This window comes from Sporichthyaceae bacterium (genome assembly GCA_036269075.1).
Classification (GTDB): domain Bacteria; phylum Actinomycetota; class Actinomycetes; order Sporichthyales; family Sporichthyaceae; genus DASQPJ01.
The window spans coordinates 45,769-61,084 of the sequence record DATASX010000084.1 but is presented as its reverse complement, the minus strand read 5'-3'; the positions used below and the strand labels follow the sequence as shown (position 1 = coordinate 61,084).

Below are 15,316 nucleotides of genomic sequence, written 5' to 3'. Positions count from 1 at the left end.
GGGGTGGTGGGCGTCAGTCCGCGCCCAGGCAGACGAATCCGTACACGCCGGTGGCTGCCGCTGCATCGGCCAGGGCCTGCCCGGCCCGCACACCGGCCCGCAGCCCCCGGTGCAGGTGGATCATGAGTTCGACGGTCGCGGCGTCGTCGACCGGGCTCACCGCGGCGACCACGGTGCGGGTGCCGGTCGCGAGCAGCGCCGCCGTGAGCCCGAGCAGTTCATCGCCGGGCCGCACCGCGCACCGGGCCGAGTCGCACGCCGACAGCACCAGGGTCCGCGGCGCTCGACGCAACCCGCTCAACTCGTGGACGACCAGTGGTCCATCGGCCAGATCCAGGCTGGAGAACAACGGGTTCTCGTCGCGGAACTCGCCGTGGCAGGCCAGGTGCGCCAGTTCCGCCCCGGCCAGGCCACGGAGCACCGCGGCGGCGGTCGCGTCGGCGCCGACCAGCACGGTGGCGTCCGGATGCAGACCCCGCAGCGCGGCCACTTCCGCAGTCGCGCCCGACAGGTCGGGGCCGCCGGCCAGCAGCACTCCGCGCCTTCGGCGCCGCGGACCGGCCGCCGCGCGCAGCCACGTCCGTGCCGACGGCGCGACCACGATCGACCGCCCCCGCCACGACGGCAGCAGGCTCCACGGCATCCGGAACAGGTCGCCTGTCGGCACCAGGACCAGATCGCGGCCGTCCACCTCCGGAAATGCCTTGCACAGCAAGCGATCCAGGCCGCCGACCGCGTGTTCCAATGCCGCGCGACGTGCCTGCGCCCAGTTGCCGCGACGCCCCCCGGCGGTGCGCAGCAACGCGAATCGCGCCGTCTCCAGCAGCCCGAGGACATCGGCGAAGGCACCCAGGTCGCGCAACCGACACCGCCCAGCCACCAGAGAGACGGCGTGGCACCGACCCTGCGACCGCAGGAACGAGATCAGTGCCCGCCCGCCGACGGTCGTGGTCAACGCGGCCAGGTCCAACTCCTCCACAGCCGCGCTGCCGCCCGGGTCGCGCCGCAAGCGGGCGGTGATCACGGCCCGGAGCTGATCGCAGTTCCGGGCCGCCGCCCGGCTGTCCTGGCCGGCCGCGATCCGCTCGGCCAGGGCAGCGCTGTTCGCCCGCAGCGCGGCCAGGTCCGCGGCTGTAGCGGGATCGCGCGGCGGCCGGACCGGCGGGAGCAGCAGTGCCGTCGCCCGATGCGCCTCGGACCAGCGCAGGACGCCGGCGGCGTCGCCTCGGTCCAGCGTCAGGCGCAACCCGATCCCGGCCAATTCGGAGCCGTGATCGGCAGCGTGGGCCCGCAGATCCTCGGCCCCGCAAGCTGCGACCTGCGCCCGCGACAGCCGCAGCCCAGCCCGAGCGGCCCGCAGCGCGGCGGCCCGGTCGCCGAGTGCCTCGGCGCGCAGCGCGACGGCATGCCAGGCCACCACCCGCAACCCGGTCGGGCCACGTCCGGTCGCCGTGCAGGCCGGATCCAGCACCGCGGCGGCCCGGCTCGGGGCACCCGCCTCCAGCAGCAAGGTGGCCCACAGCACGCGCGACTCCACCGCCGCCTGACGCCAGCCGACGCGTTCGCACCGGGCGACGTCACGCCGGGCCGCCGTGGCCAACGCGGCACCGCGCTCCCCGGCGGCGAACCGGGCGCGCAGCTCGAGGTGCCCGGCCAACGCCGCCCAGCCGGTGCGCCGCTGGGCCCGCATCCGGACGCAGGCGGCGGCTGCGGATCTGCGGGCCAACTCAGGCTCACCCGCCGCCAGCGCGGCCTCGGCCAACAGCAGCTCCGCATCGGCCCGCTCCAGGTCGCGTCCGGACTGCTCCAGCAACGGCAGCGTCCGTTCGATCTCGACGGTCGCATCTGAGGCCATCCGCGCGCACAGCAAGACCCGCGCCCGGTCCAGCCGGGTGGCGATCAGCTGTGCCGCGGCGATCCCCGGGACGGCCTGCGCGGCGTCGAACGCGGCGAAAGCCACGGGCAGGTCCCCGGCCAGCGCGGCGACGTACCCCAGGTTGTTCTGTGCGTCGGCGACCAACTGCCCGAGGCCGGCCGCTTCGGCGACTGCCGCGCAGCGCCGCAGGTCGCGTTCGGCGGCGACGAGCTCGCCGCGCTCGGCGAGCTGCGCACCTCGGTTCAGCAGCAGGATCGCCTCGAACCTCTGATCGCCCAGCCGCCGCAGCCCGGGCAGTGCGTCGCGCCAGCACTCGAGCGCCTCGCGTTCCCGGCCCGCGCGGGCCAGTAGGAACCCACGTTGGGCGACGACCTGCGCTGTGGGGCGGCCGCCGATCGACGGGGCCTGGTCGAGCTCACGCAGGCCTGCGGCGACCCGACCCCGAGCCGCGAGTGCCCCGGACAGGCTGATCCGCCCGGCAGTCTCGTCGGCGACCAGACCATGACGGCCGGATAGTGCCACCGCGGCCCGCAGATGCCCCACCGCGGCAGTGGTGCGCCCGGTCTCGGCGCACGCCTGCCCGGCGGCCCGCAGGGCCAAGGCTCGTTCCGCGGGTTCGACGTCGCGCGCCAGCACCGCCTCGGCCGCGGCCAGCGCGGCGCTCGGGTCGACGAGCACCAGTTGCAGCGCTGCGTGCGCCGCGGACTGGCCGGACGTCAGATCGACACCCAACCGGTCACCACCGGGCCGTCGGCCGTCGTCCATCGCAACCGCAGCGGTCCGGGCGGCAGGTCCTCGAACCGGAAGCAGCCCACTGCATCGGTCGAGGCGGCGCGCCTGTCGTCGAACAGTTCGACGACCACCTCGCTCGCCCGGATCGGCAGCAGTTGCCCGACCAGGCGGTGCCGTCGACCGATCGGGACGACCTCGACCTCCGCACCGCCCCGGGGGCCGGCGAAGACCAGCAGACGCGCCTGCCCGGTCGAGCGCATGCCGGCCTGCGCCGGGAGCGTGTCGGAGGTGAGCGCGGCAAGTTCGGCGTCCACGTTGCGCCACTCGAACGCGGCATGTGCGGCAGCGACCACGGGTTGCGGCACCGGGTCCACCGCGTCGTGCAGGGCCCGCAGTCGGTCGACCAGCTCTCGTTCCACGGCCTCACCCACCGGCCGGCAGTCGGTCGGTCTGCTCCAGCCTGCGACGCAGATTGGCCAGGCACCGCGCGCGGCTCGGACCGATGCTCCCGACCGGCAGGCCCAGCGAGCGGGAGATTTCGGCGTAGCCGGCGTCGGGGGAGTAGGCGAGAACTCGAAGCAGGTCCTGACACCGGCGCGACAACCCGCGCAAGGCCCCCCACAGTTGGCGGTCGCGCTCCTCGGCGAGCAGCAGGTGTTCCGGTGATGGAGCGTCAGGTGAGGTGATGTCAGTTCCCACCTCGGCCTGGTGCACCTCGCGGCCGCCGCGGCGGATCACCCGCAGGCACTCGTTGCGGGTCGTGGTCCGCAGCCAGCCCGGCAGCGCGTCGGGGTCGCGCAGCGAGCCGAGGTTCTCGACCAGCCGCAGCCAGACGGTCTGCGAAACATCAGCGGCATCGGCCGGACCGAGCCGGTGCGTCCGGGCCACCGCCCACACCAGTGCGGCATGCCGGCGCACCAGTTCGTCCCATGCGACCCGTTCGCCGCCGCCTGCCGCCGCGACGAGTTCCCCGACCGACGCGGTCGCAACCCAGGCCGGTGTCACGCCGATCGCCCGACCGCGGTCCCGACCACTTCCTCGGCCGCGGCCCGGACGGGGACACCCCGGCCCGCGAGCGCGGCGATGCGCCCGGCGACCAACGGCGCCGCGAACGAGGTACCGCTCCAGCGGGCGAAGCAGCCGGCCGGCTCGACCGGCGCCGGCAACTGCCGGGCCGAGGCGACGAACGCGCCGAGTACGTCCGCGCCGACCGCCCAGGCATCGACCCAGGCGCCCCGGTTCGAGAACTCCGCCGGCGCGGACCCGGCCACGTCCAACGCCCCGACCGCGATCACGTCGGGCAACGCGGCCGGCCAGAACGGCCGTTGCGTGCCGGAGTTGCCGGCGGCGGCCACCACCACGCTGTTGTCGGTCAACCGGCGCACTGCCCGGTCCAGCAACCGCGAGACCCGGTCGTCTTGGCTGTGCCCGCCGAAGGACAGATTGACGATCTCGGCCGGCTCCGGGTCCTCCGCCAGCTCGCCGAGCGCCTCGATGAGATCGACTTCGTCGCAGATGCCGTCGGTGTGCAGCACCCGGCGGATCCGCAGCCGGGCCGACGGCGCGTGCTGTTGGACGACCCCGGCAACGAAGGTCCCGTGCCCGGCCACCGAGTCCAGCCGGCCGTCGTGATTCGCGTCCAGCACCTCGAACTGATCGTCCGTCACCTGCGCGAACCACGGCCGGTGAACGAACCACGGATGGGCCGCGACGCCGGTGTCGAGCACCGCGACGGTGACCGGCGGCGCCGACGGGTCGGCCGGCTCCGGCGCCGGCGCGGCTTCGCGGACCAGCACCGGCGGCCGAGCCGGACCGCTGCGCCACCGCGGCGCGGCTCGCAGCAGGTGCACCGGTTCGACGAGCGGATCCGGCCCGGCGTCGGCCAGTAGCCGGCGCACGTCGGTGCCCGCGCGGAGCGGCCAGCGATGCACGCCGGCCCGCGCCGGCAGCGGTTCGTCGAGCCACCGCCGCAGCCCCGGCGGGACGCGACCGATCGCGGCGGCGTCGATCATCACCTGATCGCCGCGCAGCATCGCGGACCCGACGAGCACGGCACGGTGTCGCGTCAGCAGGCCAGCCAGGTCCGACTCCTGCGATGCCATGGCCGCATCACCTCCCGGCAGTCCGATGATCTTCGACCCCGCGGGGGATAGCTTGGCCGCCGAACGGCCCGAGGTCGAGAGGAGCCTTCGATGTCCGACGTGACGCTGCGCTCGACCGCCCAGGCGCTGGACGCCGCCGACCCGTTGGCGGACTTCCGGGACGAGTTCGGCGAGATCGAGCCCGGTCTGATCTATCTGGACGGCAACTCGCTGGGTCGGCTGCCGCGCGCGACCGCCCGGCGGTTGGCCGAGGTCGTGGACATCGAGTGGCGGGAAGGCCTGGTCCGGTCCTGGGAGAGCTGGATCGACCTGCCCACGCGGGTCGGCGACCGCATCGCGACCACGTTGCTGGGGGCCCGGCCGGGCGAGGTCGTGGTCAGCGACTCGACGACGGTCAACCTCTACAAGGCCGCCGCGGCCGCCCTGGAGGCCCGGCCCGGACGCGGCACGATCCTCACCGCCGCCGATGAGTTCCCCACGGACCGCTACGTGCTCGCCGGGCTGGCGCAGGCGCGCGGTCTGGCGATGCAGGTCGTCGCGGCCGACGACGTCACCGGGCCCGACGAGGGCGAACTGCGGGCCGCGCTGGACGGGGACGTGGCCCTGGTCTGTCTGAGCCACGTCGGCTTCCGCAGCGGCGCGATCGCCGACCTGCCCGGCATCACCGCTGCGGCGCACGCCGTCGGCGCCTTGACGTTGTGGGACCTGAGCCACGCCGTCGGCTCGGTGCCGGTCGAGCTCGGTGCCGCGGGTGCGGACCTGGCCGTCGGGTGCACCTACAAGTACCTCAACGCCGGCCCGGGCGCCCCGGCGTTCCTCTACGTCAACAGCAATCTGGCGGGCCTGCTGCGCCAGCCGATACACGGTTGGTTCTCCCAACGCGACCAGTTCGCGATGGGGCCGGATTACGACCCGCGCCCGGGTGCGGCAGCGTTTCTCACCGGGACCCCCGGCGTGCTCGGCCTGGTCGGGGTCGAGGAAGGCGTCCGGCTGCTCGGCCGGGCCGGACTGGATCGCTTGCGGGCCAAGGGAATCGCGTTGACCGAACTGGCCCTGTCGCTGGCCGACGCCTGGCTGGTGCCGTTGGGCTTCGCGGCCGCCTCACCGCGCGATCCGGCCCGCCGTGGGTCGCACCTGACGTTGCGTCACCCGGACGCCTGGGCGATCTGCCGGGCACTGATCGAGACCGCCGGGGTGATCGGGGACTTCCGCGCCCCGGATCGGCTGCGGCTGGGGCCGGCCCCGATCTGCACGCGGTTCGTCGACGTGTGGGACGCCTTCGACCGGATCCGCGTGCTGGTGGCCGCCGGTGGCTACCACCGATTCGCCGACACCAGCCGCAAGATCACCTGAAACGCAACGGTGCCCCGGCCGAGGGCCGGGGCACCGTCGTCAGTGCGGTGTTACGGCTTGGCGGTCGGCGTCGGCGTGGAATTCGTCGTCGAGGTGGTGCTCGAGATCGAGTTCTTCGATGCCGGGGTGGCCGCCGCCGTCGGTGCCGGGCTCGCAGTGCTCGAGCTGCCCGGCAGCGGGGTCCCGTTGGCCTTGGCGGCCAGGTAGGAGTTGAGGTAGTCCAGCGCCTGCTGCTTGTCGGTCGTGCCCACCGAGTTCAGGCCCGGCTTGTCGATCGAGTAGCGAAGCGTCCCCGGGGCATCGTTCGCCGGGTTGGCGGTGTTCGGCGTGTAGGCGTCGTACTGGTACCTCGCGAACGCGTTCCACACGAAGAACGAGTTGAGGCCGGCGTCGTGCGCGGCCTTGATCTGTGCCTGGACGTCGCCCGGCGTCCACGTGGGCTGACCGGGGAAGTTGAAGTCCTGGATCCACGGGATGATGATCGCGGTGCCCTCGGCCGCCTGCCGGTTGTAGTCCAGCAGCGAGCGATACATGATGTCGTACGGCTGCTCCCAGGGCACGGCCACGCCGTACTCGCCCTTGCCCCAGTGCGACGGATAGTCCATCGGCGAGATGAAGTCCAGGTGCTTGGACATCTCGGGGATGTCCTGGGCGACGTCGCCGCTGCCGGCCGCGGTGAACGCGGAGATCCCGAAGACAGCCGCGCCGAGAAGTCCGCCGGCGGCGTGGACCTGCGGTTCGACCGTGCCGAGATAGTTCGCGATCACATCCTGTGCCTTCTGGTTGCCGATGCCCGGGTAGACCTCGGAACCGAGCGGGCCCTCGGGCCGGCGGATGTAGTCGAACATGATCGCGTCGAAGCCCAGCTTGGTGGCCTCGACCGCGAGGTCGGTCTGGTACTGCTGGACGTCCGGGCTGGCCAGGTTCGTGAAGGCCGCGGTGCCGTAGCTACCGGCGTGGTACGCGTTGCCGCTGTGGTCCTGGACCACCCAGCTCAGCTTGTTGTTGGCCACGGCGTACTTGCCGAGCAGCGGGTCCTTGAAGGCCACGATGCGCCCGACCACCTTGCCGCCCAGAGAATGGATCTCGTTGAGCATCTCGGCGGGGTCGTAGAGGGTGGTGTTCTCCGCCCCGTCCTGCTGTGCCAGCGGGACGTTGGACTTGTACTGGACGTGGCCGTCCTCGTCCTTGATGTCCATCTCGACCGTGTCGATCTTGTGGTCCTTGAGCATCTGCACGACCGGGTCGTGCAGCGGCTTGTAGGCCCACGCCGAGGCGGTCATGTGCACGGCGCGCAGACCGAACATGGTCTTTGTCGCCCCCGGGGCCGGCGAGGCAGTCGCGGCGGCGGCGGGCGCGGCGCTGTTGCCCGAGGACCCTGCGGAGTTGATCGTGAAGCTGTCCGAGGTGGACGAGGTCCGGCCGAAGTGGCCCGGCTCGGAGGCGGCGAAGGTGTGCTTCCCGTCGGGCAGGCCGCCCGCGGTGTACACCATCGACTTGCCCGACGCGGTCCCGTCGACCTTCTTGCCGTCCATGGTCATGCTCAGCTTGGACATGTCGCCACCGGTCACGGTGAACGCGAGATTCTTGATGGCGTCGCCGGTCAGGGGTGCGCCGAGGTCACTGCTTGCTGCGATCTTGATCGACGGGCCGGTCGCCAGCGGGTAGGCAGCCGCGCCGACCACGACCAGCAGCAGCGCGACACCGCCGACCACAGCCGCGTTGCGGCCGGACATCCGCTTCTTGCCGGGCACTGCCCCGCCGGGCGTTGCCGCGCCGGCGCCGAATTGGCTCATCTCCCGATTCCACCTTTACCGAGTTGTCGCTGGGACAACGCGGTGGGACCCCACGCCCCGCCGCGTCCGACATCCCGGGAGACCTTGGCTCCGAGTCCCCGGGCGCATGATCTACACAGTGCAGCACCGAGCCCTGTTACGCGGGGAAATACGCAGACAATGTTTGGCCCTGGGCCTACCAGTTACCGGATTGTTGCCTGAGGCGCGCGAAAGACGCCGCAAGTGCATTAACAACGCCTGTGGCCTGGCTTTTCCCGCGACGCCGAATGTCCGGAAAGGTCGGCGGAGACCTGCTCGTCCTCGGGCCATCACGAACTCAGCTCCGCAAAGCTGACGGTACATCATTTTCCCTTGTGCTTCTCGCTCGTCGCAGTCACTCAGGGAGCGTCACTCGGGGCGTCGGCCCCCGAAAACAATGTCGTCCCAGGCGGGCACGGAAGCCCGCCGCGAACGATTCGGACGGGCCGTCGCAGTGCCGTCGGTACCCGTGCCGCGGGCGGCGGCGGGCGCCTCGACCGGCTGCGGGGCGGCGACGGGAGTCGCCTCGATCACCGCCACCTGCTCCGCCTCCAGGACGGTGGTGATCTCCAACTGGGCCGAGGCCAGCCGGGCCACGACCATCGGGCGCGGCGCCGGCGCGGTCGGGCACTCGACCCTGGCCTCGACCTCGTCATCGACCGCGCCGGTCACCGGCTCGGCCGTCGCGATGCGGGGCACGAAAGCGGCCGGCGGCACTGGGCACTCGAGCAGCTCACCGGTCAACCAGCGGGCCTCGTCGTTGTCGGCCACCACGCTGCGGGCCCGCAGGTCGTAGAGATACCGGGCGACCTGCGGACGGTCGTCGTAACTGTAGGTCACCTGGACCACCCAGCGACCGTCCTCGGCACGCCAGGAGTCCCAGCCCAGTCCGTCGGCTGCCAGGTCCGAGGTGCCGAGGCGCTCGCCGATGCACTCGCCCAACGTGCTCGGTCGGCCGTCCAGGCCGGGACGCCGGACCGTGCTGCGCTGCGCCAGCTCGGCGACGTGTTCGCGCTCGGCCAGTACCGGGCCCTCGAAGCGGCGCACCCGGTCGATCGCGATCCCGGCGGATCCGGCGATCTCCTCGGCGCTCTGGCCGGCTCGGATGCGGGCCTGGATCTCCCGGGGCCGCACGTCGAACGCGGCGTCGCCGGGCGGTGGCCCGGTCCGCGCCCGGTCGCCGCGCACCGCGGCGCGCAGTCGGTCGTCGATCGAGACGACGAACTTCTCGCCCTCCGCCGAGCGCAGGACCAGGTGGCTACCGCGTTCGTTGGCCGCGACCAGGCGTAGATCCTGCATGACCAGTCCTCTCCCGGCAGTGCAATTGATCGCTCGGTCGCCGGCCGGGTCATCCGTCGGCGCTCGGCGGCGACTCTCGCTCAGTGCTTCCCGCACGATCCTGACCTGTTGGCAAGCCATTCCGGCGGAGGCGCGTCGACCAGGTGAGGGTGAATCGTCGCAGGTCAGAGGCAGGAGGGAGAGTTGATTCACGCGTTGCAGGTGTGACCTGTGGGGATGCTCAAGATCATCGGCGGGGGCCGGCAGGATCGAGGAGTGCCGAATCCCGTCGCGCCTTACGACGCGTTCCTGCTCGTGTCGTTCGGCGGCCCCGAGGGCCCGGACGACGTGCTGCCGTTCCTGCGGAACGTGACCGCCGGGCGCGGGATTCCGGAGGCGCGGCTGGCCGAGGTCGCGGAGCACTACGCGACCTTCGGCGGGGTCAGCCCGATCAACGAACAGTGCCGCGCGCTGTGCGCGGCGATCACGGCCGAGTTCGCCGCGCACGGCATCGATCTGCCGGTCCACTGGGGCAACCGCAACTGGCATCCCCTGCTGCCGGAGACGTTGCACGGGCTCGCCGAGTCCGGCGCCCGCCGGGTGCTGGCGTTCGTCACCTCCGCCTACGCGTCCTACTCCGGCTGCCGGCAGTACCGGGAGAACCTGGCGGCCGCGCTCGCGCCGCTGGGGCCCGACGCGCCGGTCGTAGACCGCATCCGGCTGTACTTCAACCACCCGGGCTTCATCGACCCGCAGGTCGACGCGGTGCTCGCCGCACTCGACCGGCTGCCGGCGCAGGTTCGTCCCGGAGCCGCGCTGGCATTCACCACCCACTCCATCCCGGAGGCGATGGCCGCCACCGCGGGTCCGACCGGGGGTGCCTACGTCGCCCAGCACACCGAGGTCGCCCGGTTGGTCGCCGCCGGCGTCGCGGCCGCGACCGGCCGTGACCATCCCTGGCGGCTGGTCTTCCAGTCCCGGTCGGGTCCGCCGAACGTGCCGTGGCTGGAGCCGGACATCCGCGACCACCTGCGCCGACTGGCCGCCGACGGCGCGCCCGCGGTGGTGGTCAGCCCGATCGGCTTCCTGTCCGACCACGTCGAGGTGTGCTGGGACCTCGACGTAGCGGCCCGGAAGGTGGCCGCCGACGTGGGCCTGCCGTTCGAGCGGGCCGCGACCGTGGGCACCGCCCAGGCGTTCGTGGCAGCGATCCGGGAATTGGTCCAGGAGCGGCTGGAGCCGAGCACACGGCGAGCGGTCCGCGGTGCCTCAGCCCTCTGGCCGGACGTCTGCGTGGCGGGCTGCTGCCCGAACCCGCGCGGGCCGCGACCGGCTGTCGGCGGGGAGGACTGAGTACGTGGACCTGATCGAACTTCGGGACATGGCGGAGCAAGTCGCCCTGGGGGCCGGGGTGCTGCTGGTCGAGGGACGACCGGCCGGCCGGCTGGCCACCGACTCGAAGAGCTCGCCGACCGACGTCGTCACCGCGATGGACCGGGCCGCGGAAGCCTTGATCACCGCCGCGCTGGGTCGACTGCGGCCGCACGACGGCCTGATCGGCGAGGAGGGCGCCCGGCAGGAGGGCACCAGCGGGGTCGACTGGTTGATCGATCCGTTGGACGGCACCGTCAACTACCTCTACGGGCTCGGCGGCTGGGCCGTCAGCGTGGCGGCGCTGATCGAGGGGGCCCCGGTGGCCGGCGTCGTCCACATCCCGACCCTCGGGGAGACCTTCGCCGCGACCGCAGGCGGCGGGGCGACCTGCAACGGTGTGCCGTTGCGCCTGGGCGAGGGGCCGACCCTCGGTCAAGCGCTGGTGGCGACCGGTTTCGGCTACGCGGAGAACCGGCGGGCGCACCAGGGCGCGGTGCTGGCCCGGGTACTTCCCGCCATCCGCGACATCCGACGCCAGGGCGCCTGCGCGGTCGATCTGTGCATGGTCGCCTCCGGTCGGGTCGACGCCTATTTCGAGCGCGGGGTACAGCCGTGGGACCACGCCGCGGGCGGCCTGGTGGCCGTCGAGGCAGGCGCACGGTTTGCCGGATTGCACGGCGCGCCCCCGTCCGACCGGTTCGCGCTGGCCGCTCCGGAAAACCTCTTCGGGCCCCTGCACGACCTGCTGGTGGCGGCCGGGGCGGACGACCCGGCAGGGTGAGATGTGACACGGTGCTGGCCCTCGGGGTGCCGGCCGTGGCTCAATATGCCGGTCGCAGAGGCCGCTCAATTCGTCCAGTAGGCGCCTTGTGACGCGCGCGCCTCGTTCGTAGGGCACAATCTGCCACCCGGGAGGGAACTGATCCGCGCCCGACGCAGTTGAGTGTTCTGCGCCGGCCGCAGCGCGGACCGGTGCTCGGGGCGGCAACGCACCCGAGTCGCAGGAGCTGAGATCAGGGAGAGCACCACGAGATGGCGACCGATTACGACGCACCACGCAAGACTGACGACGAGCTGTCCGAGGACAGCATCGAGGAACTGAAGTCGCGTCGGGTCGACAAGGGCGCGAGCACCGTCGACGTCGACGAGGCCGACCTTGCCGAGTCCCTGGAGCTGCCGGGGGCCGATCTTTCCGGCGAGGAACTGAGCGTCCGAGTCCTGCCGCGCCAGGCCGACGAGTTCACCTGCAGCTCGTGCTTCCTGGTGCACCACCGCAGCCAGTTGGCATCCGAGCGCAGTGGACAGCCGATCTGCCGCGACTGCTCCTGACCGACGCCCGGGCGGCCGCTCCGGCCGCCCGGTGCAGGGTCAGACCGACTCGACCGAGTCCAGGCCGGGGGGCAACGCGCCGGTGAGGCCACGCCACGAGACGGCGGCCTGACGGGTCAGACAGACCTTGACGACCGCCGCCGCGGCGCCGGCGGCCATGGCCCAGAGCAACGCGCCCGACAACGCGAGGTCGGGGTTCTCCGGGGGGTCCGGGGGTGCATTCCCGGTCACCTGCCGCCAGGCGGCCCCGACTGCCCTCTTCGTGACCATGCCGGCCACGATGCCGGCGACCGTGCTGATCGCCTTCCACGCCAACTTCGAGTCCTGCTTGGCCATGCGGGCAGCCTTTCACAGTACCCACCGACCGTGTCCGGACCGTCCCGCGACGGGCCTGCGCGGAGTGCCTCAGCCCTGGCGGACCGAGTTCAGCGCGGCCGCCAACTCGTGCGGGTGGCGGGAGGACACGAACCAGTACGGCGCCGGGTCGCGCGGGTCGGTCACGTCCACCCGCACCCCGGTCGGCACGTAGCCCCGGATCAGCAGCGGCGCTCGGGCGTCGGCCCGCGGGCCGCACAGTGCCCGCGCCTGCTCCCGGTCCAGCGGGGCCGCTGCGCCGATCGCGGCACGTGGCAGGACCTGGCCCTGGGTGTGCAGTCCGACGTCGTCCACGACCACCTCGACGGCGCCGTAGCGCAACAGCCCGACGACCGTGATCGTGACGCTCGCGACCAGGGTCACGGTGAACGCGACGACGCCCAGGTAGCGACCCGATCCCGCGGTCAGCACGATCACGAAGAACCACGGCGGCACCCACCACCCGACCGGGACACGCAACTGCTCGCGATAGGTGACGCCGCTTCCCGTTGTGCTCACGACGGTCAGTGTTCACCACCGGGGGAGGCCCACCAGGGATGACGTCCCCCACACCGGCCGGGCCGTCGGTCGTCGATCCGGCTGACGCACACTCCGATGCCCTACCCTCGGGCAGCGTGAGTGGCGAAGCTCCGGGTCAGCGCGTCGACGTGCTGGTGCAACTCCTCGACGAGGAGCTGCCCCTGCCTTCGTACGCGTACCCGGGCGATGCCGGTGCCGACCTGTGCGCCGCGGTCGACGTGGCGCTGGAGCCGGGCGCGCGGGCAATGGTCCCGACCGGGGTGGCGATCGCCCTGCCGGACGGGTACGCGGCATTCGTGCACCCCCGCTCCGGTCTGGCACACCGGTTCGGGGTAGGCATGGTAAACGCGCCGGGCACGATCGACGCCGGCTACCGGGGCGAGATCAAGGTGCTGCTCATCAACCACGACCCGCACGAGAAGGTGGTCCTCCACCGGGGCGACCGGATCGCCCAGCTGGTCATCCAGCGGGTGGAACGGGCGCGCTTCCACCCGGTCGACCGGCTGCCGGGCTCGATCCGGGGAACCGGTGGGCACGGGTCGAGCGGTGGATTCACCGAGCGGACGCAGATCGTCGGCGCGGCCGACGCAGGAGAGGTGTGAAGTGGTCTTTCGTCGTCGGAACAAGGACTCCGAGCCGGCGCCGTCGGACGAGACGGCCGATACGGCGCTCGAGTCCGAGTCCGAATTCGAGGACGTGGAGGAGGACGGCGTCGAGGAGGAGGCCTGGGCGGAGGAGCCCGAGGTCGACACCGGTGCTCCGCGCTTCCCAGCCGCCCGGGCCGAACGCGACGGCGGGCCGTGGGACTCCGGCGACCTCGGTGAGGACAAGATCGAGCGCGTCGACCTCGGCGGGATCCTGGTGCCGATCGTCGACGGCATGGAGCTGCGTGCCGAGATTGCCGAGGAACGCGTGGTCGCGGCCACGCTGGTGGTCGGCCGCAGCGCCATCCAGATCCAGCCGTTCGCCGCGCCGCGGACGATGGGCATCTGGGACGACGTCCGGGGCGAGATCGCCGAGGGCATCGGGCAGGGCGGCGGGACCGTCCGCCAGCTCGAGGGCCGGTTCGGTCTCGAGCTGGTGGCCGAGGTCCCGGTCGGGCTGCCCGACGGGACCGTGGGCCTGCAGGCTGCCCGGTTCCTCGGCGTCGACGGCCCACGCTGGTTCCTGCGTGCCGTGATCACCGGCGAAGGCGCTCTGGACGAGGCCGCCCGCGAACCGTTGGAGGAATTGTTCGCCGACGTCGTGGTGGTTCGGGGGGCCGAGCCGATGGCGCCGCGGGAGCCCATCACCCTGCGGTTGCCGGGCGAGATGGACCCGCTGCCGGACGACCCGTTGGCGGCCGCGGTTGCGGCGCAGGGCGAGCCGGACGCCGAGCCGGAGGCGAAGGGCATGGAGGACTTCAACCCGTTCGAGCGCGGGCCCGAGATCACCGAGATCCGCTGACCGTGCTCGATCGAGTGAGTCGGCGGATGTCATAGGCTCACCGCTCATGACAGGCGACGCCGGCGACGCGAATCCCAGCGGCGGCCGGTTCAAGCGGATGTTCGGCAAGCTGACCGCGACCCGCGACGAGCTCGAGGCGGCCGAGCTGCGCGAGGACGCCGTCTCGGCCGGCTGCACGCCGATCCGACACTGCGCCGACCGGCAGATGGCGACGCTGTCCGGCACCCTGCGGACCGTCACCCTGCGGCCCCGGGCCGGCGTGCCGGCGTTGGAGGCCGAGCTCTACGACGGCTCCGGGACTGTTGCCCTGGTGTGGCTGGGGCGTCGGCAGATCGCCGGGATCGAACCCGGACGGGGGATCAGCGTGCAGGGACGGATCTCGATGAACGAGGGCCGCCCGGTGATCTTCAACCCCCGTTACGAGCTGCGGCCCACCGGCGGCGGGGCGTGAATTCCGCCGCGGACCGGGCGGCCGTCGACACCGTCGAACAGGTCGTCCGCAATCAGTTGACGGCCGCGCTCGGCGGGCCGCGCGGGGTCGTGGAGACGGCGATCCCGACCATCGGATTCACGATCTGCTACGTGGTCTCGCACCAGTTGCGGCCCTCGATCATCTTCGGCGTGAGCAGCGCCGCGGTGCTGGTGCTGATCCGGCTCGTGCAGCGCTCGACGATGAAGTTCGTGCTGAACAGCTTGTTCGGGATCCTGGTAGCCGCGTTCTTCGCCGCGCGCAGCGGGAAGGCGCAGGACGCGTTCCTGCCCGGGATCGTCACCAACGGCGCGTACGCGGCGGCCATGATCCTGTCGATCGTGACACGTTGGCCGTTGCTCGGCTTCCTGGTCGGCACCGCGACCGGCGATCCGACCGGATGGCGGTCCAACTCCGCGCTGGTGAAGCTCTGCGCGCGGTTGACCTGGCTGCTGGTGCTCCCGTGCGCGTTGCGCGTGATCGTCGAGCTTCCGCTCTACCGGGCCGGCGAGGTCGGGGCGTTGGGCACCGCGAAGGTCGTCATGGGCTGGCCGTTGCAGGTGGCCGCGTTGTTCGCGATGGGCGCCCTGCTGGCCCGCGGCCGGACGCCGATCCACGCGGTGGACGGCCCGGACTGACACCCCGTCAG

General features: G+C 72.5%; 16 protein-coding genes. 8 read left to right on the top strand and 8 right to left on the bottom strand.

Translation table 11 applies throughout. From position 1 onward, the window contains the following. Window positions 1–13 precede the first annotated feature (13 nt). Genes VHU88_15120 through VHU88_15105 form a run of 4 tightly spaced genes read right to left on the bottom strand, consistent with a single transcriptional unit; the run spans window position 14 to window position 4,710 of the window. The gene (locus VHU88_15120; protein ID HEX3613016.1) at window positions 14–2,608 is read right to left on the bottom strand and encodes a CHAT domain-containing protein; all 2,595 of its coding nucleotides are present in this window, start codon (window positions 2,606–2,608) and stop codon (window positions 14–16) included. After that, entirely contained in the window at window positions 2,593–3,039 is a 447-nt protein-coding gene (locus tag VHU88_15115; GenBank protein ID HEX3613015.1) for a hypothetical protein, read from the bottom strand. The genes VHU88_15120 and VHU88_15115 overlap by 16 nt, the downstream gene beginning before the upstream one ends. Further along, window positions 3,032–3,613, bottom strand: coding sequence for a sigma-70 family RNA polymerase sigma factor (locus tag VHU88_15110; GenBank protein ID HEX3613014.1), 582 nt, complete (start codon window positions 3,611–3,613; stop codon window positions 3,032–3,034). The genes VHU88_15115 and VHU88_15110 overlap by 8 nt, the downstream gene beginning before the upstream one ends. Continuing rightward, complete coding sequence (locus VHU88_15105; protein ID HEX3613013.1) at window positions 3,610–4,710, bottom strand: S8/S53 family peptidase; 1,101 nt, start codon at window positions 4,708–4,710, stop codon at window positions 3,610–3,612. Before VHU88_15105 ends, VHU88_15110 begins: the two co-directional genes overlap by 4 nt. Window positions 4,711–4,800: 90 nt before the next feature. On the opposite strand from VHU88_15105, the gene kynU reads away from it, so the two are divergent. Beyond that, window positions 4,801–6,063, top strand: a complete 1,263-nt coding sequence (gene kynU, locus VHU88_15100) for a kynureninase (GenBank protein HEX3613012.1) — start codon at window positions 4,801–4,803, stop codon at window positions 6,061–6,063. A gap of 50 nt (window positions 6,064–6,113) precedes the next feature. Here the strand turns inward: kynU and VHU88_15095 are convergent, their stop codons facing one another. Together VHU88_15095 and sepH are read right to left on the bottom strand one after the other, a co-directional pair. Then, window positions 6,114–7,859, bottom strand: a complete 1,746-nt coding sequence (locus VHU88_15095) for a putative glycoside hydrolase (GenBank protein ID HEX3613011.1) — start codon at window positions 7,857–7,859, stop codon at window positions 6,114–6,116. Window positions 7,860–8,246: 387 nt separating this feature from the next. Next, window positions 8,247–9,176, bottom strand: coding sequence for a septation protein SepH (sepH, locus tag VHU88_15090; protein HEX3613010.1), 930 nt, complete (start codon window positions 9,174–9,176; stop codon window positions 8,247–8,249). Window positions 9,177–9,392: 216 nt separating this feature from the next. Between sepH and VHU88_15085 the strand changes: the two genes are divergently transcribed. From VHU88_15085 to VHU88_15075, 3 genes are all read left to right on the top strand, one after another. Continuing rightward, window positions 9,393–10,508 (top strand): ferrochelatase, encoded by a 1,116-nt coding sequence (locus VHU88_15085; GenBank protein HEX3613009.1) that lies wholly within the window; start codon window positions 9,393–9,395, stop codon window positions 10,506–10,508. A gap of 28 nt (window positions 10,509–10,536) precedes the next feature. Then, window positions 10,537–11,310, top strand: coding sequence for an inositol monophosphatase family protein (locus VHU88_15080; protein ID HEX3613008.1), 774 nt, complete (start codon window positions 10,537–10,539; stop codon window positions 11,308–11,310). Between the two features lie 251 nt (window positions 11,311–11,561). Further along, window positions 11,562–11,858 carry a DUF4193 domain-containing protein gene (locus tag VHU88_15075; protein ID HEX3613007.1) on the top strand — a complete coding sequence of 99 codons (297 nt, stop codon included), beginning with the start codon at window positions 11,562–11,564 and terminating at the stop codon, window positions 11,856–11,858. A gap of 39 nt (window positions 11,859–11,897) precedes the next feature. Here VHU88_15075 and VHU88_15070 read toward each other — a convergent pair whose 3' ends face one another. After that, complete coding sequence (locus tag VHU88_15070) at window positions 11,898–12,194, bottom strand: DUF4235 domain-containing protein (GenBank protein HEX3613006.1); 297 nt, start codon at window positions 12,192–12,194, stop codon at window positions 11,898–11,900. A gap of 69 nt (window positions 12,195–12,263) precedes the next feature. After that, complete coding sequence (locus VHU88_15065) at window positions 12,264–12,731, bottom strand: DUF3093 domain-containing protein (protein HEX3613005.1); 468 nt, start codon at window positions 12,729–12,731, stop codon at window positions 12,264–12,266. Between the two features lie 116 nt (window positions 12,732–12,847). On the opposite strand from VHU88_15065, the gene dut reads away from it, so the two are divergent. From dut to VHU88_15045, 4 genes are read left to right on the top strand one after another with little or no spacing between them, the layout of a single operon-like run. After that, window positions 12,848–13,354: a dUTP diphosphatase gene (gene dut / locus VHU88_15060; GenBank protein ID HEX3613004.1), complete on the top strand. Its 507-nt coding sequence runs from the start codon at window positions 12,848–12,850 to the stop codon at window positions 13,352–13,354. A 1-nt stretch (window position 13,355) separates the two neighbouring features. Further along, complete coding sequence (locus VHU88_15055) at window positions 13,356–14,198, top strand: DUF3710 domain-containing protein (GenBank protein ID HEX3613003.1); 843 nt, start codon at window positions 13,356–13,358, stop codon at window positions 14,196–14,198. 46 nt (window positions 14,199–14,244) lie between these two features. Further along, a complete protein-coding gene (locus VHU88_15050; GenBank protein HEX3613002.1) occupies window positions 14,245–14,649 on the top strand; it encodes an OB-fold nucleic acid binding domain-containing protein in 405 nt (134 codons plus the stop codon). Next, a complete protein-coding gene (locus tag VHU88_15045; protein HEX3613001.1) occupies window positions 14,646–15,305 on the top strand; it encodes a DUF3159 domain-containing protein in 660 nt (219 codons plus the stop codon). Before VHU88_15050 ends, VHU88_15045 begins: the two co-directional genes overlap by 4 nt. The last annotated feature ends 11 nt before the right edge of the window (window positions 15,306–15,316 follow it).

Coding starts and splice junctions, on each gene's coding strand:
- VHU88_15085 (HEX3613009.1), top strand. CDS start 9,393: ATGCTCAAGATCATCGGCGGGGGCCGGCAGGATCGAGGAGTGCCGAAT.
- sepH (HEX3613010.1), bottom strand. CDS start 9,176: ATGCAGGATCTACGCCTGGTCGCGGCCAACGAACGCGGTAGCCACCTG.
- VHU88_15095 (HEX3613011.1), bottom strand. CDS start 7,859: ATGAGCCAATTCGGCGCCGGCGCGGCAACGCCCGGCGGGGCAGTGCCC.
- VHU88_15080 (HEX3613008.1), top strand. CDS start 10,537: ATGGCGGAGCAAGTCGCCCTGGGGGCCGGGGTGCTGCTGGTCGAGGGA.
- VHU88_15070 (HEX3613006.1), bottom strand. CDS start 12,194: ATGGCCAAGCAGGACTCGAAGTTGGCGTGGAAGGCGATCAGCACGGTC.
- kynU (HEX3613012.1), top strand. CDS start 4,801: ATGTCCGACGTGACGCTGCGCTCGACCGCCCAGGCGCTGGACGCCGCC.
- VHU88_15075 (HEX3613007.1), top strand. CDS start 11,562: ATGGCGACCGATTACGACGCACCACGCAAGACTGACGACGAGCTGTCC.
- VHU88_15105 (HEX3613013.1), bottom strand. CDS start 4,710: ATGGCATCGCAGGAGTCGGACCTGGCTGGCCTGCTGACGCGACACCGT.
- VHU88_15050 (HEX3613002.1), top strand. CDS start 14,245: ATGACAGGCGACGCCGGCGACGCGAATCCCAGCGGCGGCCGGTTCAAG.